We start from the raw sequence: 21,494 nt of genomic DNA, 5'->3' as shown, positions 1-21,494 counted from the left end.
AATGCCATATGGTAAAGCAATTTTTTATGGTGAGATTTTTTTCGCTTCGAATTTGAGACGTGGATGTGCGATCCGATCCTGCGCCCGCACCAGCTCCAGCTCGTAGCTGCCGCAGGCCTGGGTTTCCAGCAGCACTTCATGGACCGCGGCGCCGGTGAATTCGAAGGCGTTACGCAAGTCGTCGCCGAGCAGCAGGCGAGAGAGGAACAGCCCCGAGGCCAGGTCGCCGACTCCGACCGGTTGCCGCGGGAAGGCCAGCAGCGGGCGTTGCAGGTGCCAGGCCTGATCGGCGGCCACCAGCAGCATCTCGAAGGTGTCGCCGGCCTTGCCCGGATAGTTCAGGTGCTTTACCAGGATTGCCCTGGGACCGCGTGCCAGCAGGCTCCGTGCCATTTCCACGCAGTCGGCGAGGGAGTCCGGCTGGCGGTCGCAGAAGCTGTCCAGCTCCAACTGGTTGGGACACAGGTAGTCGGCGACCGCGGCGGCTTCTTCCAGCAGGAAGTCGCTGACCTCCGGGGCCACGATGCAGCCTTTTTCCGGGTGGCCCATGACCGGGTCGCAGAGGTACAACGCCCGAGGGTTGGCCTGTTTGATCCGTGCCACCACATCGAGAATGGCGCGGCCCTGGGCGGCGCTGCCGAGATAGCCGGACAGCACCGCGTCGCAGTTGCCCAGTTCGCCGATGCCGGCAATACCGTCCACCAGCGCCGGGATCTGCTCCGGCGGCAGCACCTGCCCGGTCCATCGACCGTACTGGGTGTGGTTGGAGAATTGCACCGTGTTCAACGGCCAGACGTTGATTCCGATGCGCTGCATCGGGAACACCGCCGCGGCATTGCCGGCGTGGCCGAAGACCACATGGGACTGGATGGCGAGCAGGTGGGGCGTGCGTGGCATGAGACGACTTCCTACAGCTGAGTCGGCGCAGTATGGGGGCTAATTCACATGGCGAAAACACCCCCCACTCGCTGCCTGCCGGGAGAACGGGTAAGCTGGCCGTCCCCCTACACCGGATTCCGCTCGTGACCCTGGGTAACCTTTTCGTCATGCTCCTGTTGGGCGCCGCCGCAGCCTGGTGGTGGCGCGCCCATGGCGTGCGCGAGCGGGCGTTGCTGCTGGCCAAGCAGCATTGCGCCAAGCAGGGCGTGGAACTGCTCGACGAGAATGTCGCGCGCCGGCGCCTGCGCCTGGCCCGTGACCACCGTGGTCAGTGGCGGCTGAGCCGCGAGTTCGGTTTCGAATTCACCGTCAGCGGCGAGGAACGCTACGCCGGGCGCATCGTCATGTATGGCTATCACCTCGGCGCCATCGAATTGGCCCCGCATCGCTTCGAGGCGGCCGCCGAGGTCGACAACCCGCCGGTGCATAGCGCCGAGGTGATTCGCCTCGACGAGTGGCGGCAGTCCCGGCAGAAAAAGGTCGGCGACTGAGGCGGCAGAGCGTCAGGGCAGTATCCCGAGAGCCTTGAGACTGGCCTTGCCCAGTTCGACGCGCTTGCCGATGTCGGCCTCGCCGCCGGGCATGTCGATGTTCAGGGCGAAGCCGTAGAGCCGCTCGTTGCGCTTCACCCAGCCCACCCACCAGCCGAGTTCCGGCGTGCAGTCGAAGCACCAGCCTGTCTTGCCGTGCAGCTCCCAGCCCGGGCCGCTTTCCAGCAGGGTCATGGCGCGCACGGTGGACTGCACCGGGGCGGGGAATGGCAATTCTCCCTGCGCCAGTCGGAGCAGAAAGCGGGTCTGTTCCATCGCGCTGATCTTCAGCGGTCCCACCAACCAGAAGTTATCCACAACCTGGCCGATTTCCGCGTTGCCGTAACCCAGGCGCGAGACATTGGCGCGCATCCGCTCCAGGCCGATGCGCCGCGCCAGTTCCTGGTAGACCGGTACGTTCGATGCCTTGATCGCCTCGCGCAGGCTCATGTCGTGCTCCCAGGCCTTGAAGCGCTGGGGCTTGCCGCCATAGGGAAGAACCTCGTCGGCGGATCTAACCGCCCCTGTGGATAAGCCGATCAGGCTGTTCGCCACCTTGTAGGTGGAAGCGGGAACGAAGCGGGTTTCCGCGCGCTCCCGGTCATGGCCGACATAGCACTGCCGCTGCACATCGTAGAGGACGAAGGTGCCTTTCACCCCGGCCGCGCCGAATAGCTTGTCCACGGCCTGGCTGTCGTTCCATTCGCTGGCCTGGGTATGCCCGGAAAGCAGGAGAAGGGCACTGAAGAGGAGAGGGCGCATGGCTCGGTCCTGTGGAGTCATCCTCCCTGGGACCGATGGATGAGCGCCGGATTCCCCACGGAAGGAGCGTTCATGGATTGGGCAGGAGAAAGTCGCGTACGCGTTCGGCGGCATCGGCCGGGTCTTCCTGCATGAAGCAGTGGCCGCCGACCACCACGTGGGCGCTGACCTGGGGGTTGAGCGAGCACCAGCGCGCCACCGACTTGGCGACGAAAGGGTAGGTGCGGTCACCGTAGAGCACGCGGGTCGGCGTGGTGATCTTGCCCAGCGACGGCCACAGCCGCCTGGGGAAGGAGCTGAAGATCTCCGCTTCGCGGCTTGGCCGGCACTTCAGCTCGACTCCGCCGTCGCTCTCCTTCAGCGCATATTCCACGTAGGCCCACAGCGCCTCGTCGGTCCAGCCCTTGAAGATACCGCGGCCGCGCAAGCCGGCGTAGGCGGCTGCGCGATCGGGCCACTGGCTGCGGCGCAGGCGCGCCTTCTTCGCCAGGCTGCCGCGCAATTGCAGGCCGAGGGTCTCGGAAAGTGCCATCACGCCGATCATCGCCGGGGTGAACAGTACCGGGTCGAGCAGCACGGCGCGGGCGAACAGGGTGGGATGGCGGGCCAGGACGAGGCTGCTGAGGACGCCGCCGAAGCTGTGCCCGCAGGCCAGTCGCTGGACATCTCCATAGGGACCGCGCCCGGCCTCGAAGGCCTCCACCGCCATCTCGGCGTTGCGGTTCCAGCCGTGGAAGCGGCCGCCGTGGTCGCTTTCGCCGTGGCCCTGGATGTCGCACAGCCAGAGGTCGAAATCCTCCGCCAACAGACGCAGCATCGGTTCGTAGGTGCGGCCGCAGAAGCCGTTGCCATGGAGGAAATGCAGCAACGGCTTGCCGCTCGGTTCGCTGCGCCAGCCGCGCAGGGTGAAACCGGCCGAGCAGGAATGGGACCAGGGGGATAGCGACATGGGCGGACTCCTCGTACGGCGCGCAGTGTAACCGGGCGCCGTGCTATCGTCGCCGCTTCCCGCCGCCGTTTCGATCCGCCGATGTCCTTGTCCCGTCCGCTGCGCCTGTTCCTGCTGTTGCTGCCGCTGCTCGGCGGCCTGCTGCTGTCCATGGACTGGGCGGGTCGCCAGGCGCGGCAGCAGGCGCTACGCGCCGAGGGCGAACAGGTGCGCAAGCAGCTGGACCTCTACGCCGGCTCGCTGCAGACCCTGATCGAACGCTTCCGCAGCCTGCCGGCGGTACTGGCGCTGGATCCGGACCTGCGCGCGGCGCTGGCCGGGCCGATCGACGGCGAGTTGCAGCAGCGCCTCAACCTCAAGCTGGAAAGCATCAACCTGGCCGCCCGCTCCTCCACCCTGGAGCTGCTCGACCGTACCGGGCTGGCCGTGGCGGCGAGCAACTGGAACCTGCCGACCAGCTACGTGGGCCACAACTACGGTTTCCGTCCCTATTTCCGCCAGACCATCGCCCAAGGCTCCGGACGTTTCTATGCGGTCGGGGTGATCAGCGGGATTCCCGGTTATTTCCTGTCCCACGCGGTGCGCGCCGAGGACGGCAGCTTCCTGGGCGCAATCGTGGTCAAGCTGGAGTTTCCCGATCTGGAACGGCAGTGGAACCAGACCCCCGACCTGGTCCTGGCCAGCGACGCCAAGGGCATCGTGTTCCTCGCCAACCACGCCGGTTGGCGCTACCGCGAACTGGAACCGCTGGATACCGTGGACCGCTTCGAACTGGCGGAGACCCGGCAATACGATCGCCAGCCCCTGACACCCCTGCGCCACCAGACCTTGCGCAGCTACGGCGAAGACCGCCGTCTGGCGCGGGTGGAAAGCGCCGACGGCGAGAAGGACTACCTCTGGCAATCGCTGGACCTGCCCAACGACGGCTGGACCCTCCACTTGCTGCGCGACACCGCGAGCATCCAGGACGACGTCGCCACCGCGCGCCTGGCCGCCGCCGGCACCTGGCTGGCGCTGGTCTTCCTCGGCTTGTTCCTGCACCAGCGCTGGCGTATCGCCCGCCTGCGGCAACGTAGCCGGGAGGAGCTGGAGCGCCTGGTCGAGCAGCGCACCGCCGACCTGCGTACCGCGCAGGACGGCCTGGTGCAGGCGGCCAAGCTGGCCGCCCTGGGGCAGATGTCGGCAGCCCTGGCCCATGAGATCAACCAGCCGCTCACCGCCCAGCGCATGCAACTGGCCAGCCTGCGCCTCCTGCTCGACGCCGGACGCCACGACGAGGCGCGCCAGGCGTTGCCGCGCATCGACCAGATGCTCGAACGCATGGCCGCGCTCACCGGCCACCTGAAGACCTTCGCGCGCAAGAGCGCCGGCGGCCTGCGCGAGCGTATCGAGTTGGGTCACGTGGTCGAACAGGCGCAGCAGTTGTTGCTGCCGCGAATCCGCGCCGAACGGGTGGAGATCGAGCAGGCGCTGCTCTGGCCGGCCTGGGTGATGGGTGACGCGATCCGCCTGGAACAGGTGCTGGTCAACCTGCTGCGCAACGCCCTGGATGCCGTTGCCGGCCAGGAGCGGCCATGGATCCGCCTGGCCCTGCAACGGCTTGGTGGCGACTGGGTGCTGAGCGTCGCCGACAACGGCGGCGGGATTCCCGCCGAGCACCTGGGCAGCGTCTTCGATCCGTTCTTCACCACCAAGCCGGTGGGAGAGGGACTCGGCCTCGGCCTGGCGGTATCCTATGGGATCGTCCACGAACTCGGCGGCCGCCTGCAGGTCGCCAATGCCGAAGCGGGAGCGGTGTTCAGCCTGATCCTGCCGGCGGCCCCCGATGACACGAGCGTAACGACATGAGCGACCAGGTGATCTTCGTCGACGACGAAGCGACGATCCGCGAAGCGGTGCAGCAATGGCTGGAGCTGTCCGGCTTCGAGGTGCGCCTGTGCCTGCGCGCCGAGGAGTGCCTGGGAGCGTTGGACAAGTCCTTCGCCGGGGTGGTCATCAGCGATGTGCGCATGCCCGGCATGGACGGCCTGCAACTGCTCGCCAACCTGCAGGCGGTCGATCGCGACCTGCCGGTGATCATGGTCACCGGGCACGGCGACGTGCCGATGGCGGTGGAGGCCATGCGCCAGGGTGCCTACGACTTCATCGAGAAACCCTTCACGCCCGAGCGCCTGCTCGGCAGTTTGCGGCGCGCGCTGGAAAAGCGCCGCCTGGTGCTGGAGAACCGGCGCCTGAAGGAGCAGGCCAGTCTCAAGGACCAGGTCGATGCGCGTCTGCTCGGCGTGTCCAAGCCGATGGAAGCGTTGCGCCGGCAGGTTCTGGCCCTGGCGCCGACCCCGGTGAACGTCCTGATCCGTGGCGAGACCGGCAGCGGCAAGGAACTGGTTGCCCGCTGCCTGCACGACTTCGGGCCGCGCGCCGACAAGCCGTTCGTGGCGCTGAACTGCGCGGCGATTCCCGAGCAACTGTTCGAGAGCGAGCTGTTCGGTCATGAGAGCGGCGCCTTCACCGGCGCGCAGGGCAAGCGCATCGGCAAGCTCGAGCATGCCCATGGCGGCACCCTGTTCCTCGACGAGATCGAAAGCATGCCGTTGGCGCAGCAGGTCAAGCTGCTGCGCGTCCTGCAGGAGCAGCAACTGGAGCGGCTCGGCTCGAACCAGAGCATCCACGTCGACCTGCGGGTGATTGCCGCGACCAAGCCCGACCTGCTGGCCGAAGCACGTGCCGGACGCTTCCGCGAGGACCTGGTGTATCGCCTGAACGTCGCCGAGCTGCGCCTGCCGCCGATCCGCGAGCGTCGCGAGGACATCCCGCTGCTCTTCGAACATTTCGCCAGCGTTGCCAGCCAGCGCCTCGGCCGCGAGCCGCAGCCCGCCGCGCCGGCGGAACTGGCGCGGCTGATGGCCCACGACTGGCCTGGCAATGTACGCGAGCTGGCCAACGCCGCCGAGCGTCATGTCCTCGGCCTGGAGCGTGGGGACGCGGAGGAAGGCGGCGGCCTTACCTCGGGGCTGGCGGAACGCATGGAAGCCTTCGAGGCGGAGTGCCTGCGCCAGGCGCTCGGCCAGTGCCGCGGGGATATCAAGGCGGTGATGGAGTTGCTGCAACTGCCGCGCCGGACACTCAACGAAAAGATGCTGCGGCATGGCCTCAGCCGCAGCGATTTCGTCGGCGAAGAGCCGGCTTGAACCAGCCCTCGCGAGGCGTCAGAGATCCTTCGCCAACTCCGTTGGCGCCTGGCGCCCGCCGCGTTGCAGCAACGCCAGGTAGACCAGCCCCACCGCGATCCAGGCCAGTCCGAGCAACTGTGCGTCGAGGCTCATGCTGTACAGCACGTAGGCGATGATCGCCAGGCCCACCAGCGGGAACAGTAGATGCCGCAACCACTGGCCGGAGCGCTGGCGGCGGTAGTAGTGGTTGATCACGCTCAGGTGCAGCAGGCAGAAGCCGGTGAGGGCACCGAAGTTCACCAGTGAGGTGAGCACGTCCGGTGCGTCGAGGAAGGCCCAGCCGATTCCCAGCGACAGCACCGCCACCAGGTACAGGCTGACGTGCGGCGTCTGGTAGCGCGGATGGACCCTGGCCAGCGCGCGCGGCAGTCTGCCGTCGCGGGCCATCGAGTAGAGCAGGCGCGAGACCGCTGCCTGCGAGGTGATCGACACCGTGACACCCCAGGCCAGCGCGGTGGCTACCGCGGTCAGCATCGACAGCCACTGGCCACCGGCCGCTTCGGCGATCTCGTAGAAGGCGGTGTCCGCCGACTTGAAGTTCATCCCGGCGGCGAGGTCGGTGGCCAGCCAGGTCTGCGCGATGAAGATGCCGCCCATGATGAACAGCGCGATCAGCGCGGCGCGGCCGATCTGCCGGGCGGGATCGCCCTTGACCTCCTCGGCGAGGGTGGAGATGGCGTCGAAGCCGAGGAACGACAGTACGGCGATCGAGGCGGCCTTCATTACCAGGCCGAGATCGAAGGCTTCCGGGCGATACAGCGGTTCGAGGGTCAGCCGGCCGTTGCCCAGGCCGCCTTCCAGCGCCTGGTAGCCGACCACCAGGAAGATCGCCAGCACCACCAGCTCTCCGATCAGGAACAACAGGTTGGCGCGGGCGGCGAAGGTGATGCCGCGCAGGTTGACCAGGGTCGCCGAGACCAGGAACAGCAGCATCCAGGCCAGCTTGGGGATCGCCGGGAACAAGTGGTTCAGCGCCAGCGCGCTGAACACGTAGAGCAGCGGCGGGATCAGCAGGTAGTCGAGCAGCAGCACCCAGCCGGCGATGAAGCCGACATGGGGGTGGATGCCGCGCTGGGCGTAGGAATACACCGAGCCGGCAATCGGAAAGGCCTTGGCCATGGCTCCGTAGCTGAGGGCGGTGAAGAGCATCGCCAGCATGCCCACCAGGTAGGCCATCGGCACCATGCCGTGGGCGTCGGCATGGACCCAGCCGTAGACCCCGAACGGGGCGATGGGGATCATGAAGATCATCCCGTAGATGATCAGGTCGCTCAGGGACAGGCTGCGGCGCAGCTGTTGCCGGTATCCGAACTGTTCGATGGCCATGACGGGCTCCTCGGGAAAAGGCAGCGTATTGTCGTTATCGGCGCCGCACGCGAAGCGGGCCTCTTTCTCGTTGTTGGCGACCGGCGGCGCCGGTCATCGCATCAGAGCCAGGGATACAGACGCTCGGCCCAGGCGTACACCGCATCCGGCGTGCGCAATCCATCGTTGCGGATCTCCAGCAGCACCGCTTCCAGACCGCGTGCGTCGCCATGCACCGGAACGGTAGTGTCTTCCGCCGGGTCGATCGCATAGGGCTGGTTGCCGGCGACTTCCAGGCCGTGTCGGCGCAAACCGTCGAGGATGCGCCTGGCGTAGGCGCCGGCGTTGCGATAAAGCACCCCGGCAACCAGCGGGCGGGGTCTGCCGTGGTACACCGGGGTAAAACTGTGCACGCCGACCACGCGGGTCGGCACGCCGGCGGCCTGGCGCTCGTCGAGCAGTTGCGTCAGGCGCTGGTGGAACGGATGGAACAGGCAATCCTGGCGATAGCGGCGCACCGTCTCGGACAGCTCGCGGTTGCCGGGAACGGGGTAGACCTCGCTGTGCGGCGGAATGCTGTCGGGCGCCTCCAGCGGTCGGTTCAGGTCGATCAGCAGACGCGAGTAGCCGGCCGCCAGCAATGGCGCGTCGAGTCGCCGGGAAAGCTCTTCGGCCAGCGCCAGGGCGCCGATATCCCAGGCGATGTGTTCTTCCGCCGCGGCCTGGTCCAGGCCGAGGCGCTGCAACTCCAGCGGAATGTGCCGGCTGGCATGCTCGCAGACCAGGACCACCGGGCTGCGCCCTTGGGGATTGAGCAGGTGGTAGGGCGGCAGCTGGTAGATGCCGAGTTCGGGGTTGTCAGTAGAGCTCGGCATAGTGGCGGCACAGGTCGTCGTCGGAAAGGCCCGCCGTCAGCGCCAGTTCGTGGCGCTTCATGGCGAGGTAGGTGTCCAGCAGCGGCTTTGGCAGCTCGGCACAGAGCGCCTCGTCGCGTTGCAGGCAGTCGAGCGCATCGCCGAGGGTCGCCGGCAGGGCCTGGATGCCGCGGGCCTGGCGCTCTTCGTCGCTGAGGCCGTGCGGATCGACATCGGCCAGGGCGCGCAGCGGCAGGCGTCGTTCGATGCCCAGGCGGCCGGCGATCAGCACCGCGGCCATCGCCAGGTGCGGACAGGCGGTGGCGTCCATCGGCCGGAATTCCAGGTTGTACTGCTTGCCCAGCGGCTTGCCGCCGACGCTCACCACCGGGCAGATGCGCAGCGCCGCTTCGCGGTTGCGCAGTCCCAGGCAGGCGTAGGCGGCGCTCCAGTGGTGGGGTTTCAGGCGCAGGTAGGAGGCGGCGGTAGGAGCGGTCAGCGCGCACAGCGCTGGCAGGTGCGCGAGCACGCCGGCGGCCCAGTGCTCGCCGAGTTCGGAGAGATCGTTGGGTCGACCGGGCTCGTACAGCAGCGGGCTGCCGTCGGCATGTTGCAGGCTCAGGTGCAGGTGCACCCCGTTGGTCACCGCGCCGGGTGCCGGCAGCGGTGCGAAGCAGGTACGCAGGCCCATCTGCCGCGCCACTTCGCGAGTGACCTCGCGGACGTTCACCGCGCGGTCGGCGGCGGCCACGCCCTGCGCCGGGCGGCAGGTGACCTCGTACTGGCGCTGGCCGTATTCGGGGAGGAACATCTCCGGCTCGGTGCCAGCCTGGGCCAGGGCGCTGACCAGCCAGCCGGGGAACTGCCCGGCGGCACGCTGGGCCTGCAGCGAAAACGCCGCGGCCGGACGCTCACCGGGCAGGCCGAGCAGGCTGAATTCGTGTTCGAACGCCGCGATGACCTGCAGGCCGCTGTCGCGATAGCGTTCCACCTCGGCCCGCAGCAGGCTGCGCGGGCAGGCCGGCCACGGCGTGCCGTCGGTTTCCACCAGGTTGCCGTGCAGGTAGTCGAGCGCCGGCGCAGCGGCGTCGGGACCCTGCTCGACGCGCACCCGGCTGTTCGGGTCGGGCAGCAGGCGCAGGTCGCCGTGGCTGCCCCAGGGGCTGCTCTCGTCGATCAGGTCCTGCGGGGTCAGCGAGCTGTTCGCCGGTACCCAGCCGCAACCGCTGGCCAATTGCTCCTCCAGGGTCGCCAGGGGCAGCGAACGCCCGCGGGTGATGCCGGCCAGGTCGGTGGTGACGAAGCTGACCAGGCGTACCGGCTGCAGGCGGTTCACAGGTTGCTCCGGCCGAGGGCGGCGATGCGTTGCAGGACGGTCTCGGTGTCGCTGATCCAGCAGTAGCCCTTGATCGCTTCCAGGCAGGCCTGGTGGCGTTCCGGGGTATGGGTGGCGCAGGCATCCTCGACCAGGGTGACCAGGTAACCGCGGTCGGCGGCATCGCGCACGGCCATGTCCACGCACTGGTCGGTGACCACCCCGCAGACGATCAGGTGGCGGGTGCCGAGGTTGCGCAGTACGTAGTCGATGGCGGTGGAGTTGAAAACGCCGGAAGAAGTCTTCGGCAGCACGATCTCGTTGGCGGTCGGCTCCAGGGCGTCGATCACCCTGGCGTCCGGGCTGCCCTTGGGCAGGTGCATCTCCGACAGCTTGTGATCCAGCGAGCGGTCGCGACCATCGGCGGTGAGGCTCTCGATGACGGTGTGCAGGACGTTCTCGTCCACTGCGCGCATGGCCCTGAGCAGGCGCTGCTGGTTGGGGATCACCTGGTTCTGCACGCGCTCGTAGAAGTAACCGGCTGCCTGCGGATCGACGTGCGGGTCGCGCCCCGGCTCGACCCAGGCACGCTGCATGTCGACGAACAGGATGGCGGTCTGCCGGCGGCCGAATGGCAGGTCGCGCGGCGAGTGGTGGGGCAGACTGAACATCGGGTCATTCCTCCAGAATATGACTGCTGAACGCGTTGCGGAGCTGGTCGATGCCCTCCAGGCGTTCGTCGAGCGGCGCGCCCATGCGCGCCACCAGGGTCGCTACCAGTGCCTCGACCTGGGCCATGGCCGGCACCAGCGAGTCGAAGGGCGAGGCGGATTCCACTGGCGAACTGACGATCAGGTCGGCGTGTTCGCGCAGCGGCGAGGCGTAGATGTCGGTGAACAGCACCAGCCGTGTGCCGCGTGCCTTGGCGGCTTGGGCCACGTGCTGGGCCTGGCTCTGGTAGCGGCGATAGTCGAACAGGACCAGCAGGTCCTGGCGGCCGAGGTCGTAGAGCTGGTCGGGGAGCAGGGCGCCGTCGTCGAGCAATCGGCACTGCGGGCGCAGCAGGCGCAGATGGGTGACCAGGTAGCCGGCGAGGAAACGGCTGAAGCGTCCGCCGTGGCAGTGCACGCGCAGGCGGCTGTCGAGCAGCCAGTCGGCGAGGCGCTGGATGTCATCGGGGCGGGTCAGGCCGAGGGTCTGTTGCAGGCTCTGGCCAGCCTGGTCGAGGTAGCGCGCCCAGGTGTCGTCGCGGCCCATCCGCTCGCGGCGTTCGGCGAGCAGGGTGCGCGGCGAGCGCAGGCGGTCGTCGACGTCGGCCAGCAGCGCTTCCTGGAAGTCGCCGTAGCCGGCGAAGCCGAGCTTTTTCACCAGGCGCATGATCGTCGGGTCGCTGACTCCGGCGTGCCGGGCCAGGCGCGTCATCGGACCGAGGCCGAGGCGCGGGTAGTCATCGAGCAGGGCACGCACCACCTTGCGCTCCGCGGGCGTCAGTTCGGCGGGCGGGGAGGCCAGGCGTTGTTTTAGTTCTTGCATGGGGCATCCTCGAAGGTGGGTCGATTGTGTAGTGAATTTTTCAGATTGTTCAATATGTGACGGAATGTTTTTTTCACTACATTTCCCGCAAACGGCCGAATGACCTCTGTTGTGGTACGGCAGGCAGACGTACGGCGGGGACGGAAACGAAAAAGCCCGGTCGAAGACCGGGCTTTTTCCAGGGGCGGTTACGCGGCTTGGCTCAGAACGCCGGTACCACCGCGCCTTTGTATTTCTCCTGGATGAACTGCTTGACCTCGGCGCTGTGCAGGGCCTTGGCCAGCTTCTGCATGGCGTCGCTGTCCTTGTTGTCCGGCCGCGCGACGAGGATGTTCACGTAGGGCGAGTCGCTGCCTTCGATGGCCAGCGCATCCTTGGTCGGGTTCAGCTTGGCTTCCAGGGCGTAGTTGGTATTGATCAGCGCCATGTCGACCTGGGTCAGCACGCGCGGCAGGGTCGCGGCTTCCAGTTCGCGGATCTTGATGTTCTTCGGATTGTCGACGATGTCCTTCGGCGTGGCGGTGATGCTCTTGTTGTCCTTGAGCTTGATCACCCCGGCCTTGTCCAGCAGGAGCAGGGCGCGGCCGCCGTTGGTGGCGTCGTTGGGGATCACCACGGTAGCGCCGGAAGGCAGTTCGTCGAGCTTCTTGTACTTGCTCGAGTAGGCGCCCAGCGGCTCGATGTGTACGCCGGTCACGGCGACCAGGTCGGTGCCCTTGGCCTTGTTGAACTCATCGAGGTACGGCTGGTGCTGGAAGAAGTTGGCGTCCAGGCGCTTTTCCGAGACCTGCACGTTCGGCTGCACGTAGTCGGTGAACTCCTTGATCTTCAGGTCCACGCCTTCCTTGGCCAGCAGCGGCTTGACCACGTTGAGGATCTCCGCGTGCGGCACCGGGGTGGCCGCGACGGTGAGGGACTCGGCGGCCTGGGCGGCGGTGAGGCCGAGCGCCGCGACAGCGGAGAAAGCAGCAAGCAGTTTTTTCATCTTCAACTCCTTTCGAGGTGTTCCTGGCGGCTGTGGATAACCGCGGCGCTCAGGGTTTTGGGCTTGGCCGGCAAGCTTACTTGCGCGAGAAGTGCACCACCAGCTTGTCGCCCACGGTTTGCAGAATCTGGACGAGGATCAGCAGCATCACCACGGTGACCACCATCACGTCGGTCTGGAAGCGCTGATAGCCGAAGCGGATCGCCAGGTCGCCCAGCCCGCCGGCGCCGACCACTCCGGCCATCGCGGTGTACGAGACCAGGGTGATGGCGGTGACGGTGATGGCGGCGATGATGCCCGGCCGGGCTTCCGGCAGCAGGGCGTTCCAGATGATCTGCCGGGTGCTGGCGCCCATCGCCTGGGTTGCCTCGATGATGCCCTTGTCGACCTCGCGCAGCGCGGTTTCCACCAGGCGCGCGAAGAACGGCGTGGCGCCCACCACCAGCGGCGGGATGGCCCCGGCGACGCCCAGCGAGGTACCGGTGATCAGTACGGTCAGCGGGATCATCACGATCAGCAGGATGATGAACGGCAACGAACGGAGGATGTTCACCACTAGCGAGAGCAGGGTGTAGACCGCCTTCTGCTCGAACATCTGCCGTGGCCCGGTAAGGAACAGCAGGACGCCGAGGGGCAGGCCGAGGACCACTGTGAACAGCAGCGAACCGCCGAGCATCCAGAAGGTGTCGACGCTGGCCAGCCAGATTTCGTACCAGTCGATGTTGGCGAAGCTCATGGTTTCGAAGAAGTCCATCAGCGCAGTACCTCCACATGTACGTCAGCGGCGTTCAACTGGCTCATGGCGGCTTCCAGGTCACCGCCGACCAGGGCCAGGGTCAACTGGCCGTAGGGCGTGTCCTTGATGCGGTCGATGCGTCCGGAAAGGATGCTGTAGTCGACCCCGGTCTGCCGCGCCACGGTGCCCAGCAGCGGCGCATAGGTGGCTTCGCCGCGGAAGGTCAGGCGCAGGATGAGACCCGGCACGTGGGCGAAATCGTCGTGGCGCTCGTCCTCGTCGACTCGTTCGGCCTCGAACACGAAGCGGCGGGTGGTCGGGTGCTGCGGATGGAGGAAGACATCGGCGACATCGCCCTGCTCGACGATGGCGCCGCCGTCCATGACCGCGACCTGGTCGCAGACACGGCGGATCACGTCCATCTCGTGGGTGATGAGGACGATGGTCAGCTTCAGCTCGCGATTGATTTCCGCCAGCAGTTGCAGGACCGAGGCGGTGGTCTGCGGATCGAGGGCGCTGGTGGCCTCGTCGCAGAGCAGGATGCTCGGCCGGCAGGCCAGGGCGCGAGCGATGCCGACGCGCTGTTTCTGTCCGCCGGAGAGCTGGGCCGGATACTTGCGCGCGTGGTCGGACAGGCCGACCCGCGCGAGCAGCTCGGAGACCCGCGCATCGACTTCGGCACGGCTGAAGCCGCCGGCCAGGCGCAGGGGCATGGCGATGTTGTCGGCGACGGTCTTCGAGGACAGCAGGTTGAAGTGCTGGAAGATCATCCCGACGCGCTGGCGGAAACGGCGCAGGCCTTCGGCGTCGAGGGCGGTGACGTCTTCGCCCTCGACCAGGATGCGGCCGCCGCTGGGCTCCTCGAGGCGGTTGATCAGGCGCAGCAGGGTGCTCTTGCCGGCACCGGAATGGCCGATCAGGCCGAAAATCTGCCCGGCCTGGATGTTCAGGCGGGTCGGTTGCAAGGCGGGGATTTCCCGACCGGCAACTCGATAGGTCTTGTGGACGTCGTGGAATTCGATCACTGGGCGAACCTTGTGGGTGCGGCGATGCTGTTACGGCTGGAGCACGGGCTTGGCGGGAAGCATGGGCGGTCAGCTAAACCGAGCATTTTACCTTGCTTTCTTATGCATTATTAATATTTATTGGTGATGAAAAATCATTGAAATGGAATAAGCGTCTGGTGCGCTCCCGACAAGCGCTTTCTGCTGCGGCCGGGGCAGGACCGGTCTCAATTCCGGGGGGTAAGTATCAATCGGGTTGGCTTGTCGGCCTGTACGACATGGCTGAGATGCAGGTCGAAATCGGGTGAGAGCTTCTTCACCCGCGCCAGGAGCTGGTCGGAAACCAGCGGATAGTCGCTGTCCCGGCGCACTTCGATATGCACCCTGCAACGGTAGGCGACGACATCCGCGGCCACCGCGTCGAGCACCGCACCGAGGCCGCCCTGGCCGGTGCCGTCGAGCATCGGCAGGGGCACGGCGCTGCTGGCCGCTTGCGGATCGATCAGGTGGGGAGCGCCGGGCAGCGGCTTCAGCTCGCCGCCGGGCGGCGTCTGGATGATCTGCTGCATCTGCTGCTGGGCCGCCTGCTGCATGCGTCGGGCCTGCTCGGCGCGGGCGGGATCGACCTTGGCGCGGTTGATCGCACCGTCCAGCCCGGCGGTCAGCGCCGGCGCTTTGGGCATCAGTCCGCGGGCATGGCCGAGGGCGCTGGTGGCGGTGTTGAGGTCTCCTTGACGCAGCGCGGTTTCCCCGCGCTGCATGTAGGCCTCGGCCAACTGGCGGCGGAACGCTTCGACGCGCTCGTCGCCGGCGGCTGCGCTGCGCAGGGCCAGCCATTGTTGCTCGGCCTGTTCGAGCTTGCCGGCGGCCAGGGTTTGCTGCAGTTCGGCATAGGGATCGGCGGGCTGCGCCTGGGGCGCGACCACCGGCGTCGGTTGCGACGACGCATTGCCCTGGCAGGCGCTGACCAGCAGCGCCGCCGCCAGGACGGACAGCAGGCGAAAGAAGGACGACATCATTCCTGCGGGTTCTCGTTTGGTCAAAAAATCGCCAGATTCTACACCGTGCGGCGGGGCAGGACAAAACTCAGCAGGAACAGGCCGGCGGCGCTGACCACGATTGAGGGGCCGGCGGGGGTATCCTTGAACCAGGACAGGGCCAGGCCGGCGCACACCGCGACCAGTCCCAGCAGGCTGGCGCCGACCGCCATCTGCTCGGGACTGCGGGCATGGCGCTGGGCGGCGGCGGCGGGAATGATCAGCAGCGAGGTGATCAGCAGTACGCCGACGATCTTCATCGCCACGGCGATGACGATGGCGATCAGCAACATCAGCGCCAGGCGGATCGCTCCGACCGGCAGGCCTTCCACCTTCGCCAGTTCCTCGTGCACGGTGATCGCCAGCAGCGGCCGCCAGAGGAAGCAGATCAGTGCCAGGACCAGCGCGCTGCCGGCGATTATCCACAGCAGGTCGCTGGCGCTTACCGCCAGCAGATCGCCGAACAGGTAAGCCATCAGGTCGACCCGCACTTCCTTCATGAAGCTCAGGGTGACCAGGCCCAGCGACAGGGTGCTGTGGGCGAGGATGCCCAGCAGGGTGTCGGCGGCCAGCGGCTGGCGCTGCTGCAGGGTCACCAGCAGCACTGCGAGCAGCACGCAGCCGACGGTCACAGCCAGGGTCGGGCTGACATCGAGGAGGAAACCCAGGGCTACCCCGAGCAGTGCGGCGTGGGACAGGGTATCGCCGAAATAGGCCATCCGCCGCCAGACCACGAAGGAGCCCAGGGGGCCAGCCACCAGGGCCAGGGCGAGGCCGGCGAGGAGGGCGTTGAGCAGGAAGTCAGCCATGGTTGCAGTCGGGGCCGTGCTTGTGGACAGGAGTGAAGCGGGTGCCTGGAGGCAAGGCGCCGGGACCGGCCTTGACCACCTCGCCGTGGAGGTCGTGGGCGTGGTCGTGATGGTGGTGGTAGATCGCCAGGCTGCGAGCGTCCTGGCCGAACAGCTCGACGAAGGCCGGGTCGCCGCTGACCTGCTCGGGGTGCCCTGAGCAGCAGACATGGCGGTTCAGGCAGACCACCTGGTCGGTGGCGCTCATCACCAGGTGCAGGTCGTGGGAGACCATCAGCACACCGCAGCCGTAGCGGTCGCGCAGTTTGCCGATGAGGCGGTAGAGTTCGGCCTGGCCGGCGACGTCGACGCCCTGCACCGGCTCGTCGAGCACCAGTAGCTCGGGCTTGCGCAGCAGAGCGCGGGCCAGCAGCACGCGTTGCAGTTCGCCACCGGAAATGCTTTGCAGCGGGCGCTCCAGCACGTGCGCCGCGCCGACCTCGCGCAACGCCGCCAGCGCCTGCTCGCGCCTGACCCCGGGTACCAGGCGGAGGAAGCGCAGTACGCTGAGCGGCAGGGTGGCGTCGACGTGGAGTTTCTGCGGCATGTAGCCGATGGTCAGCCGCGGCCGTCGCCAGACCTCGCCGACGTGCGGCTTGAGCAGGCCGAGCACGCTGCGTACCAGGGTGGTCTTGCCGGCGCCGTTGGGGCCGATCAGGGTGACGATCTGGCCGGGCTCGATGGCCAGGTCGACATCGCTCAGCACCGCCTGGCCGTTGAAGGACACGCCGACCTGGGTCAGCCGCACCAGCGCGTTGTCCATCAGGCGTCCTTCTGGTCCCGGCAGGTGCCGCAGAGGCCGACCACCTCGACGGTCTGGCTTTCAACGGCGAAGCCGACGCTGTTCGCTCCGGCGACGATGGCCCGGCTGATATCCGGCTGTTCCAGCTCGATCGCGGTGTGGCAGGTGCGGCAGATGAGGAACTGGCCCTGGTGGCTGTGCTCCGGGTTGTTGCAGCCGACGAACGCGTTGAGCGAGGCGATGCGGTGCACCAGGCCGTTCTCCTGGAGGAAGTCCAGCGCGCGGTAGACGGTCGGCGGCGCGGCGCGGCGGCCGTCGGTTTCGCTGAGCACCGCGAGGATATCGTAGGCCCCCAGCGGCTTGTGGCTCTGCCAGACCAGCTCCAGCACGCGCCGCCGCAATTCGGTCAGGCGTACGCCCTGGCGCGCGCACAGCGCATCGGCCTCGGCCAGCGCGGTGCTGACGCACTGGCTGTGGTCATGGGGCTGGCAGGCCAGCGGGGTCTTGGGCGCAATCTTGTACATGGGCTGCGACGCTCGAGGGTAGAGACGTTATTATATTACCCGCTAACCACCTTTCATGTGAGTGCCGCCGTGACCCTGCGTCCCTTTGCCCTGCTGTCCGCCTGCTTCGCCCTGTTCCTGCTGGCTTCGCCGGCGCGCGCCGAGGTCAGCGTGCTGACCAGCATCAAACCGCTGCAACTGGTCGCCGCGGCCATCCAGGACGGCGTCGGCCAGCCGGACGTACTGCTGCCGTCGGGCGCCTCGCCGCACCAGTACGCCCTGCGTCCTTCCGACGTACGGCGGCTGCGCGAGGTGCAATTGTTCTACTGGATCGGCCCGGACCTGGAGAACTTCCTGCCCAAGGTGCTCGCCGGCCGCCAGGGCGCCAGCGTCGCGGTGCAGGACCTGCCGGGCATGCACCTGCGCAAGTTCGTCAATTTCGAGGAAGAGGAGCATGCCGGGCACGACGAGCACGACCATGACCATCGTCCCGGCATGCTCGACGCCCACCTCTGGCTGTTGCCGGCCAACGCCCGCACCATCGCCGCGCGGATGGCCGAGGACCTGGCCCAGGTCGACCCGGCCAACGCCGGGCGCTACCGGGCCAACCTGAAGGCCTTCGAGGAGCGCCTCGGCGGGCTCGACGGCAAACTCCGCGAACGCCTGGGCAAGCTTGCCGGCAAGCCTTTCTTCGTCTTCCATGAAGCCTTCGACTATTTCGAGGAAGCCTACGGATTGCGCCATACCGGCGTGTTCGCGGTATCCGCGGAGGTCCAGCCGGGAGCACGCCATGTCGCCGCCATGCGCGCCCAGCTGAAGGCCGCCGGTCCGGCCTGCATCTTCAGCGAGCCGCCGCTTCGACCGCGGCTGGCCGACACCCTCAGCGAAGGCCTGCCGGTGCGCCTGGCCGAACTGGACGACCTGGGCGTGAACGTGAGCGTGGACGCCAACGGCTATGAGAATCTTCTGAACAACCTGGCAGGCGAATTTGCCGGCTGTCTGGAAAAGCTCTGAAAACCCGTGACCGATGGCCGCGCCCTCTTGCGCGCGGCGTCCCGATGACTAAGGTTGTCTGTTGCTGCCTGACACAAGATATTGATTCCCGTCAGGTACGGATAACTAGATGTTGCGTACGGTGGCCGGCTTCGGACGCCCCAACAACCATCGGGAGGTTAATCAGCGGATGGCCAAGACAGACGCACGCAGTCCCCGCACCGAACGCGGGACCATCGCCCTGCAGGACGCGTCGCAGGATATCTGGGACAAGAAGTACCGGCTCAAGAGCAAGGACGGTACGCCGGTGGATGCCAGCGTCGACGGTACCTGGCAACGCGTCGCCCGCGCCCTTGCCGATGTCGAGGAAAAGGCCTCCCGCGAACACTGGTACGGGCGCTTCCTCTGGGCCCTGCGCAACGGTGCCATCCCGGCCGGCCGGATCATCTCCAACGCCGGCGCCCTGGGGCACAAGCCGGCCACCTCGACTATCAACTGCACCGTGTCCGGAACCATCCAGGACTCCATGGACAACATCCTCGAGAAAGTCCACGAGGCCGGCCTGACGCTCAAGGCCGGCTGCGGCATCGGCTATGAGTTCAGCACCCTGCGCCCGCGCGGCGCCTACGTTTCCGGTGCCGGTGCCTACACCAGCGGGCCGCTGTCGTTCATGGACATCTACGACAAGATGTGCTTCACCGTCAGCTCCGCCGGCGGCCGCCGCGGCGCGCAGATGGGCACCTTCGATGTCAGCCACCCGGACGTCCGCGAATTCATCCGCGCCAAGCGCGAGGACGGGCGCTTGCGCCAGTTCAACCTGAGCCTGCTGATCACCGACCAGTTCATGCAGGCGGTGGAACAGGACGCCGACTGGCCGCTGGTATTCCCGGTGCACGTGAAGGAGCGCGACGAGATCGACCTCGACGACCCCAACGCGGTGGTCTGGCGCGAATGGCCGATCCAGGACGACTACGTCCAGCGCGCCGACGGGCTGGTCGCCTGCAAGGTCTACGGCCAGGTCCGCGCCCGCCACCTGTGGGACATGATCATGGTCTCCACCTACGACTATGCGGAGCCGGGCTTCATCCTCATCGACCGGGTCAACGAACTGAACAACAACTGGTGGTGCGAGGCGATCCGCGCCACCAACCCCTGCGGCGAGCAGCCTCTGCCGCCGTACGGCTCGTGTCTGCTCGGCTCGGTCAACCTCACCTGCTTCGTCGAGCAGCCATTTGGCGACGAGGCGCGCTTCGACTGGGACCGTTTCCGCGAAGTGGTGCGGGTGTTTACCCGGATGCTCGACAACGTGGTGGAAATCAACGGCCTGCCGCTGGAACAGCAACGCCAGGAAATCCTTGGCAAGCGCCGGCATGGCATGGGCTTCCTCGGCCTGGGCTCGACCCTGACCCTGCTCAAGCTGCGCTACGGCAGTCCCGAGGCCTGCGTATTCACCGAGGAAGTGGCGCGGGAAATGGCCCTGGTGGGCTGGGAAGTGGCCCTGGAGCTGGCCAGGGAGAAGGGCCCGGCGCCGATCCTGGCGCAGGACTACGAAGTCACTGCGGAAATGCTTCGCAAGCGTCCGGAAATGGCCGCCGATGGCTATAAGGCCGGCGACCGCATCCGCGGCAGCGTGCTTCACGCCAAGTATTCCCGCTACATGCAGCGGGTCGCCGAACATGCTCCGGAACTGATCGAGGCGTTGGCTGAAACCGGCGCGCGCTTCACCCACCACAGCTCCATCGCGCCGACCGGGACCATCAGCCTGAGCCTGGCCAACAATGCCTCCAACGGTATCGAGCCGAGCTTCGCCCACCATTATTCGCGCAACCTTATCCGCGAAGGCCGCAAGACCAAGGAAAAGGTCGAGGTCTACAGCTACGAGCTGCTGGCATACCGGACCCTGGTCAACGCCCAGGCCCTGCCGGACAGCGACGACCCGGCGCGACGCCTGCCGGACTACTTCATCACCGCCGACAGCGTCACCCCGGCGCAGCACGTGGACATCCAGGCGGCGGCGCAGAAGTGGGTCGATTCGTCGATCTCCAAGACCGCCAACGTGCCCACCGACTACCCGTTCGAGGACTTCAAGGACATCTACCGCTACGCCTGGCACCAGGGACTCAAGGGCTGCACCACCTTCCGCTTCAATCCCGAGGCGTTCCAGGGCGTGCTGGTCAAGGAGTCCGACCTGGAGAAGACCCGCTACCGCTTCGAACTGGAGGACGGCAGCGTGGTGGAGTTCAAGGGCAACGAGCAGGTCGAGTACGACGGTGAGATCCATACCGCCGCCAACCTCTTCGACGCCTTGAAAGAAGGCTATTACGGCAAGTACTGAGGCCGGGGGAATCGATATGTCAGCAGTCAAGATCACGCAGAAGATCAAGGGCTTCAAGGTCGTCAACGAAGCCGAGGAGCAGGCCCTTGCCGCCGCCGCGGAAGCCGCGTCGGTGGTGCAGATGGACGAGACCCTGGAGCGCCCGGATACCCTGATCGGCGCCACCTACAAGATCAAGTCGCCGCTGTTCGAGCACGCGCTCTACGTGACCATCAACGACATGGTCCTCAATGCGGGCACGGCGCACGAGCAGCGGCGTCCCTTCGAGATCTTCATCAACTCGAAGAACATGGATCATTTCCAGTGGATCGTCGCACTTACCCGCATCATGTCCGCGGTTTTCCGCAAGGGCGGCGACTGTACCTTCCTTGTCGAGGAGCTCAAGGCGGTATTCGACCCGCGCGGGGGCTACCTGAAGAAAGGCGGCATCTACATGCCTTCCATCGTCGCCGAGATCGGCGGCGTGCTGGAGCGCCACCTGACGGCCATCGGCTTGTTGCGTGGCCCTGAACTGGACGAGGAACAGCGCCTTTTCCTCGCGGAAAAACGCGCCGCCTACGAGGCCGCCCAGGGCACCAGCAAGGTCGAGCCGGGCGAAGGCTTCCCCGCCGGCGCGCAACTGTGCGGCAAGTGCAACAGCATGGCGGTGGTACAGATGGACGGCTGCGCCACCTGCCTCAACTGCGGACACTCGAAATGTGGGTGAGCACTTGAAAAACGCATGCGTTTTTCAATGCGAACGACCGGCCAGGATGGCCGGGCTGGGGGTGGGCTGAACGACGAAGCCTCGACAGGATGTCAGCTCGGCCTTACCCAAGACGCCGAACCGCATGCGTTTTGAAGGGCGAACGACCGGCCAGGATGGCCGGGCCGGGGGTGGGCTGAACGACGAGG

Annotated in this window: 21 protein-coding genes; 6 read left to right on the top strand and 15 right to left on the bottom strand. The window is 66.9% G+C overall.

Annotated elements, in window-relative coordinates:
* Positions 1-24: 24 nt before the first annotated feature.
* Entirely contained in the window at positions 25-897 is an 873-nt protein-coding gene (pdxY, locus tag LJF27_RS15310) for a pyridoxal kinase PdxY (RefSeq protein WP_003118451.1), read from the bottom strand.
* 32 nt (positions 898-929) lie between these two features.
* Between pdxY and LJF27_RS15305 the strand changes: the two genes are divergently transcribed.
* Entirely contained in the window at positions 930-1,430 is a 501-nt protein-coding gene (locus LJF27_RS15305; protein ID WP_003121391.1) for a DUF3301 domain-containing protein, read from the top strand.
* A gap of 12 nt (positions 1,431-1,442) precedes the next feature.
* On the opposite strand, the gene LJF27_RS15300 is transcribed toward LJF27_RS15305, so the two are convergent.
* Complete coding sequence (locus tag LJF27_RS15300; protein ID WP_003161965.1) at positions 1,443-2,231, bottom strand: OXA-50 family oxacillin-hydrolyzing class D beta-lactamase OXA-486; 789 nt, start codon at positions 2,229-2,231, stop codon at positions 1,443-1,445.
* A 70-nt stretch (positions 2,232-2,301) separates the two neighbouring features.
* Positions 2,302-3,180: an alpha/beta hydrolase PoxA gene (gene poxA / locus LJF27_RS15295; protein WP_003099708.1), complete on the bottom strand. Its 879-nt coding sequence runs from the start codon at positions 3,178-3,180 to the stop codon at positions 2,302-2,304.
* Between the two features lie 81 nt (positions 3,181-3,261).
* Here poxA and LJF27_RS15290 point away from each other — a divergent pair, with 81 nt between their 5' ends.
* Positions 3,262-5,028 (top strand): sensor histidine kinase, encoded by a 1,767-nt coding sequence (locus LJF27_RS15290; protein WP_003114131.1) that lies wholly within the window; start codon positions 3,262-3,264, stop codon positions 5,026-5,028.
* Positions 5,025-6,368 carry a sigma-54-dependent transcriptional regulator gene (locus tag LJF27_RS15285; protein WP_003099712.1) on the top strand — a complete coding sequence of 448 codons (1,344 nt, stop codon included), beginning with the start codon at positions 5,025-5,027 and terminating at the stop codon, positions 6,366-6,368. Before LJF27_RS15290 ends, LJF27_RS15285 begins: the two co-directional genes overlap by 4 nt.
* A gap of 18 nt (positions 6,369-6,386) precedes the next feature.
* Here the strand turns inward: LJF27_RS15285 and LJF27_RS15280 are convergent, their stop codons facing one another.
* From LJF27_RS15280 to zur, 12 genes are all read right to left on the bottom strand, one after another.
* Positions 6,387-7,736, bottom strand: coding sequence for an APC family permease (locus LJF27_RS15280; RefSeq protein WP_003099715.1), 1,350 nt, complete (start codon positions 7,734-7,736; stop codon positions 6,387-6,389).
* Positions 7,737-7,837: 101 nt separating this feature from the next.
* A complete protein-coding gene (locus tag LJF27_RS15275) occupies positions 7,838-8,506 on the bottom strand; it encodes an N-formylglutamate amidohydrolase (RefSeq protein WP_003122323.1) in 669 nt (222 codons plus the stop codon).
* Between the two features lie 67 nt (positions 8,507-8,573).
* The gene (locus LJF27_RS15270) at positions 8,574-9,905 is read right to left on the bottom strand and encodes a glutamine synthetase family protein (protein ID WP_003099720.1); all 1,332 of its coding nucleotides are present in this window, start codon (positions 9,903-9,905) and stop codon (positions 8,574-8,576) included.
* Positions 9,902-10,555 carry an isochorismatase family cysteine hydrolase gene (locus LJF27_RS15265; protein ID WP_003099724.1) on the bottom strand — a complete coding sequence of 218 codons (654 nt, stop codon included), beginning with the start codon at positions 10,553-10,555 and terminating at the stop codon, positions 9,902-9,904. The genes LJF27_RS15270 and LJF27_RS15265 overlap by 4 nt, the downstream gene beginning before the upstream one ends.
* 4 nt (positions 10,556-10,559) lie before the next feature.
* Positions 10,560-11,417 (bottom strand): transcriptional repressor QapR, encoded by an 858-nt coding sequence (gene qapR / locus LJF27_RS15260; RefSeq protein WP_003099726.1) that lies wholly within the window; start codon positions 11,415-11,417, stop codon positions 10,560-10,562.
* 202 nt (positions 11,418-11,619) lie between these two features.
* Entirely contained in the window at positions 11,620-12,402 is a 783-nt protein-coding gene (locus tag LJF27_RS15255) for a MetQ/NlpA family ABC transporter substrate-binding protein (protein WP_003097007.1), read from the bottom strand.
* Between the two features lie 76 nt (positions 12,403-12,478).
* Positions 12,479-13,156 carry a methionine ABC transporter permease gene (locus LJF27_RS15250; protein WP_003097004.1) on the bottom strand — a complete coding sequence of 226 codons (678 nt, stop codon included), beginning with the start codon at positions 13,154-13,156 and terminating at the stop codon, positions 12,479-12,481.
* Positions 13,156-14,163 (bottom strand): methionine ABC transporter ATP-binding protein, encoded by a 1,008-nt coding sequence (locus LJF27_RS15245; protein ID WP_003097002.1) that lies wholly within the window; start codon positions 14,161-14,163, stop codon positions 13,156-13,158. The genes LJF27_RS15250 and LJF27_RS15245 overlap by 1 nt, the downstream gene beginning before the upstream one ends.
* A 206-nt stretch (positions 14,164-14,369) precedes the next feature.
* Entirely contained in the window at positions 14,370-15,158 is a 789-nt protein-coding gene (locus tag LJF27_RS15240) for a PA5502 family lipoprotein (RefSeq protein WP_003122325.1), read from the bottom strand.
* Between the two features lie 41 nt (positions 15,159-15,199).
* Complete coding sequence (gene znuB / locus LJF27_RS15235) at positions 15,200-15,988, bottom strand: zinc ABC transporter permease subunit ZnuB (protein ID WP_003096998.1); 789 nt, start codon at positions 15,986-15,988, stop codon at positions 15,200-15,202.
* Positions 15,981-16,790, bottom strand: a complete 810-nt coding sequence (znuC, locus tag LJF27_RS15230) for a zinc ABC transporter ATP-binding protein ZnuC (RefSeq protein ID WP_003099732.1) — start codon at positions 16,788-16,790, stop codon at positions 15,981-15,983. Before znuC ends, znuB begins: the two co-directional genes overlap by 8 nt.
* The gene (gene zur / locus LJF27_RS15225) at positions 16,790-17,293 is read right to left on the bottom strand and encodes a zinc uptake transcriptional repressor Zur (protein WP_003096992.1); all 504 of its coding nucleotides are present in this window, start codon (positions 17,291-17,293) and stop codon (positions 16,790-16,792) included. The genes znuC and zur overlap by 1 nt, the downstream gene beginning before the upstream one ends.
* Positions 17,294-17,362: 69 nt before the next feature.
* Between zur and LJF27_RS15220 the strand changes: the two genes are divergently transcribed.
* The 3 genes from LJF27_RS15220 to LJF27_RS15210 all read left to right on the top strand — a co-directional run bounded on the left by LJF27_RS15220 (position 17,363) and on the right by LJF27_RS15210 (position 21,306).
* Entirely contained in the window at positions 17,363-18,286 is a 924-nt protein-coding gene (locus tag LJF27_RS15220) for a zinc ABC transporter substrate-binding protein (protein ID WP_023116848.1), read from the top strand.
* Positions 18,287-18,395: 109 nt separating this feature from the next.
* On the top strand, positions 18,396-20,600 hold the full coding sequence (locus LJF27_RS15215) for an adenosylcobalamin-dependent ribonucleoside-diphosphate reductase (RefSeq protein WP_003146829.1): 2,205 nt from the start codon (positions 18,396-18,398) through the stop codon (positions 20,598-20,600).
* A 16-nt stretch (positions 20,601-20,616) separates the two neighbouring features.
* Positions 20,617-21,306: a hypothetical protein gene (locus LJF27_RS15210; RefSeq protein ID WP_003096987.1), complete on the top strand. Its 690-nt coding sequence runs from the start codon at positions 20,617-20,619 to the stop codon at positions 21,304-21,306.
* Positions 21,307-21,494 lie beyond the last annotated feature (188 nt).

Origin of the sequence: Pseudomonas sp. 203-8, assembly GCF_020708595.1 — a bacterium.
Lineage (GTDB): Bacteria > Pseudomonadota > Gammaproteobacteria > Pseudomonadales > Pseudomonadaceae > Pseudomonas > Pseudomonas aeruginosa.
The sequence above is the reverse complement of the archived record's forward strand: the minus strand, read 5'-3'. Positions and strand labels throughout refer to the sequence as shown.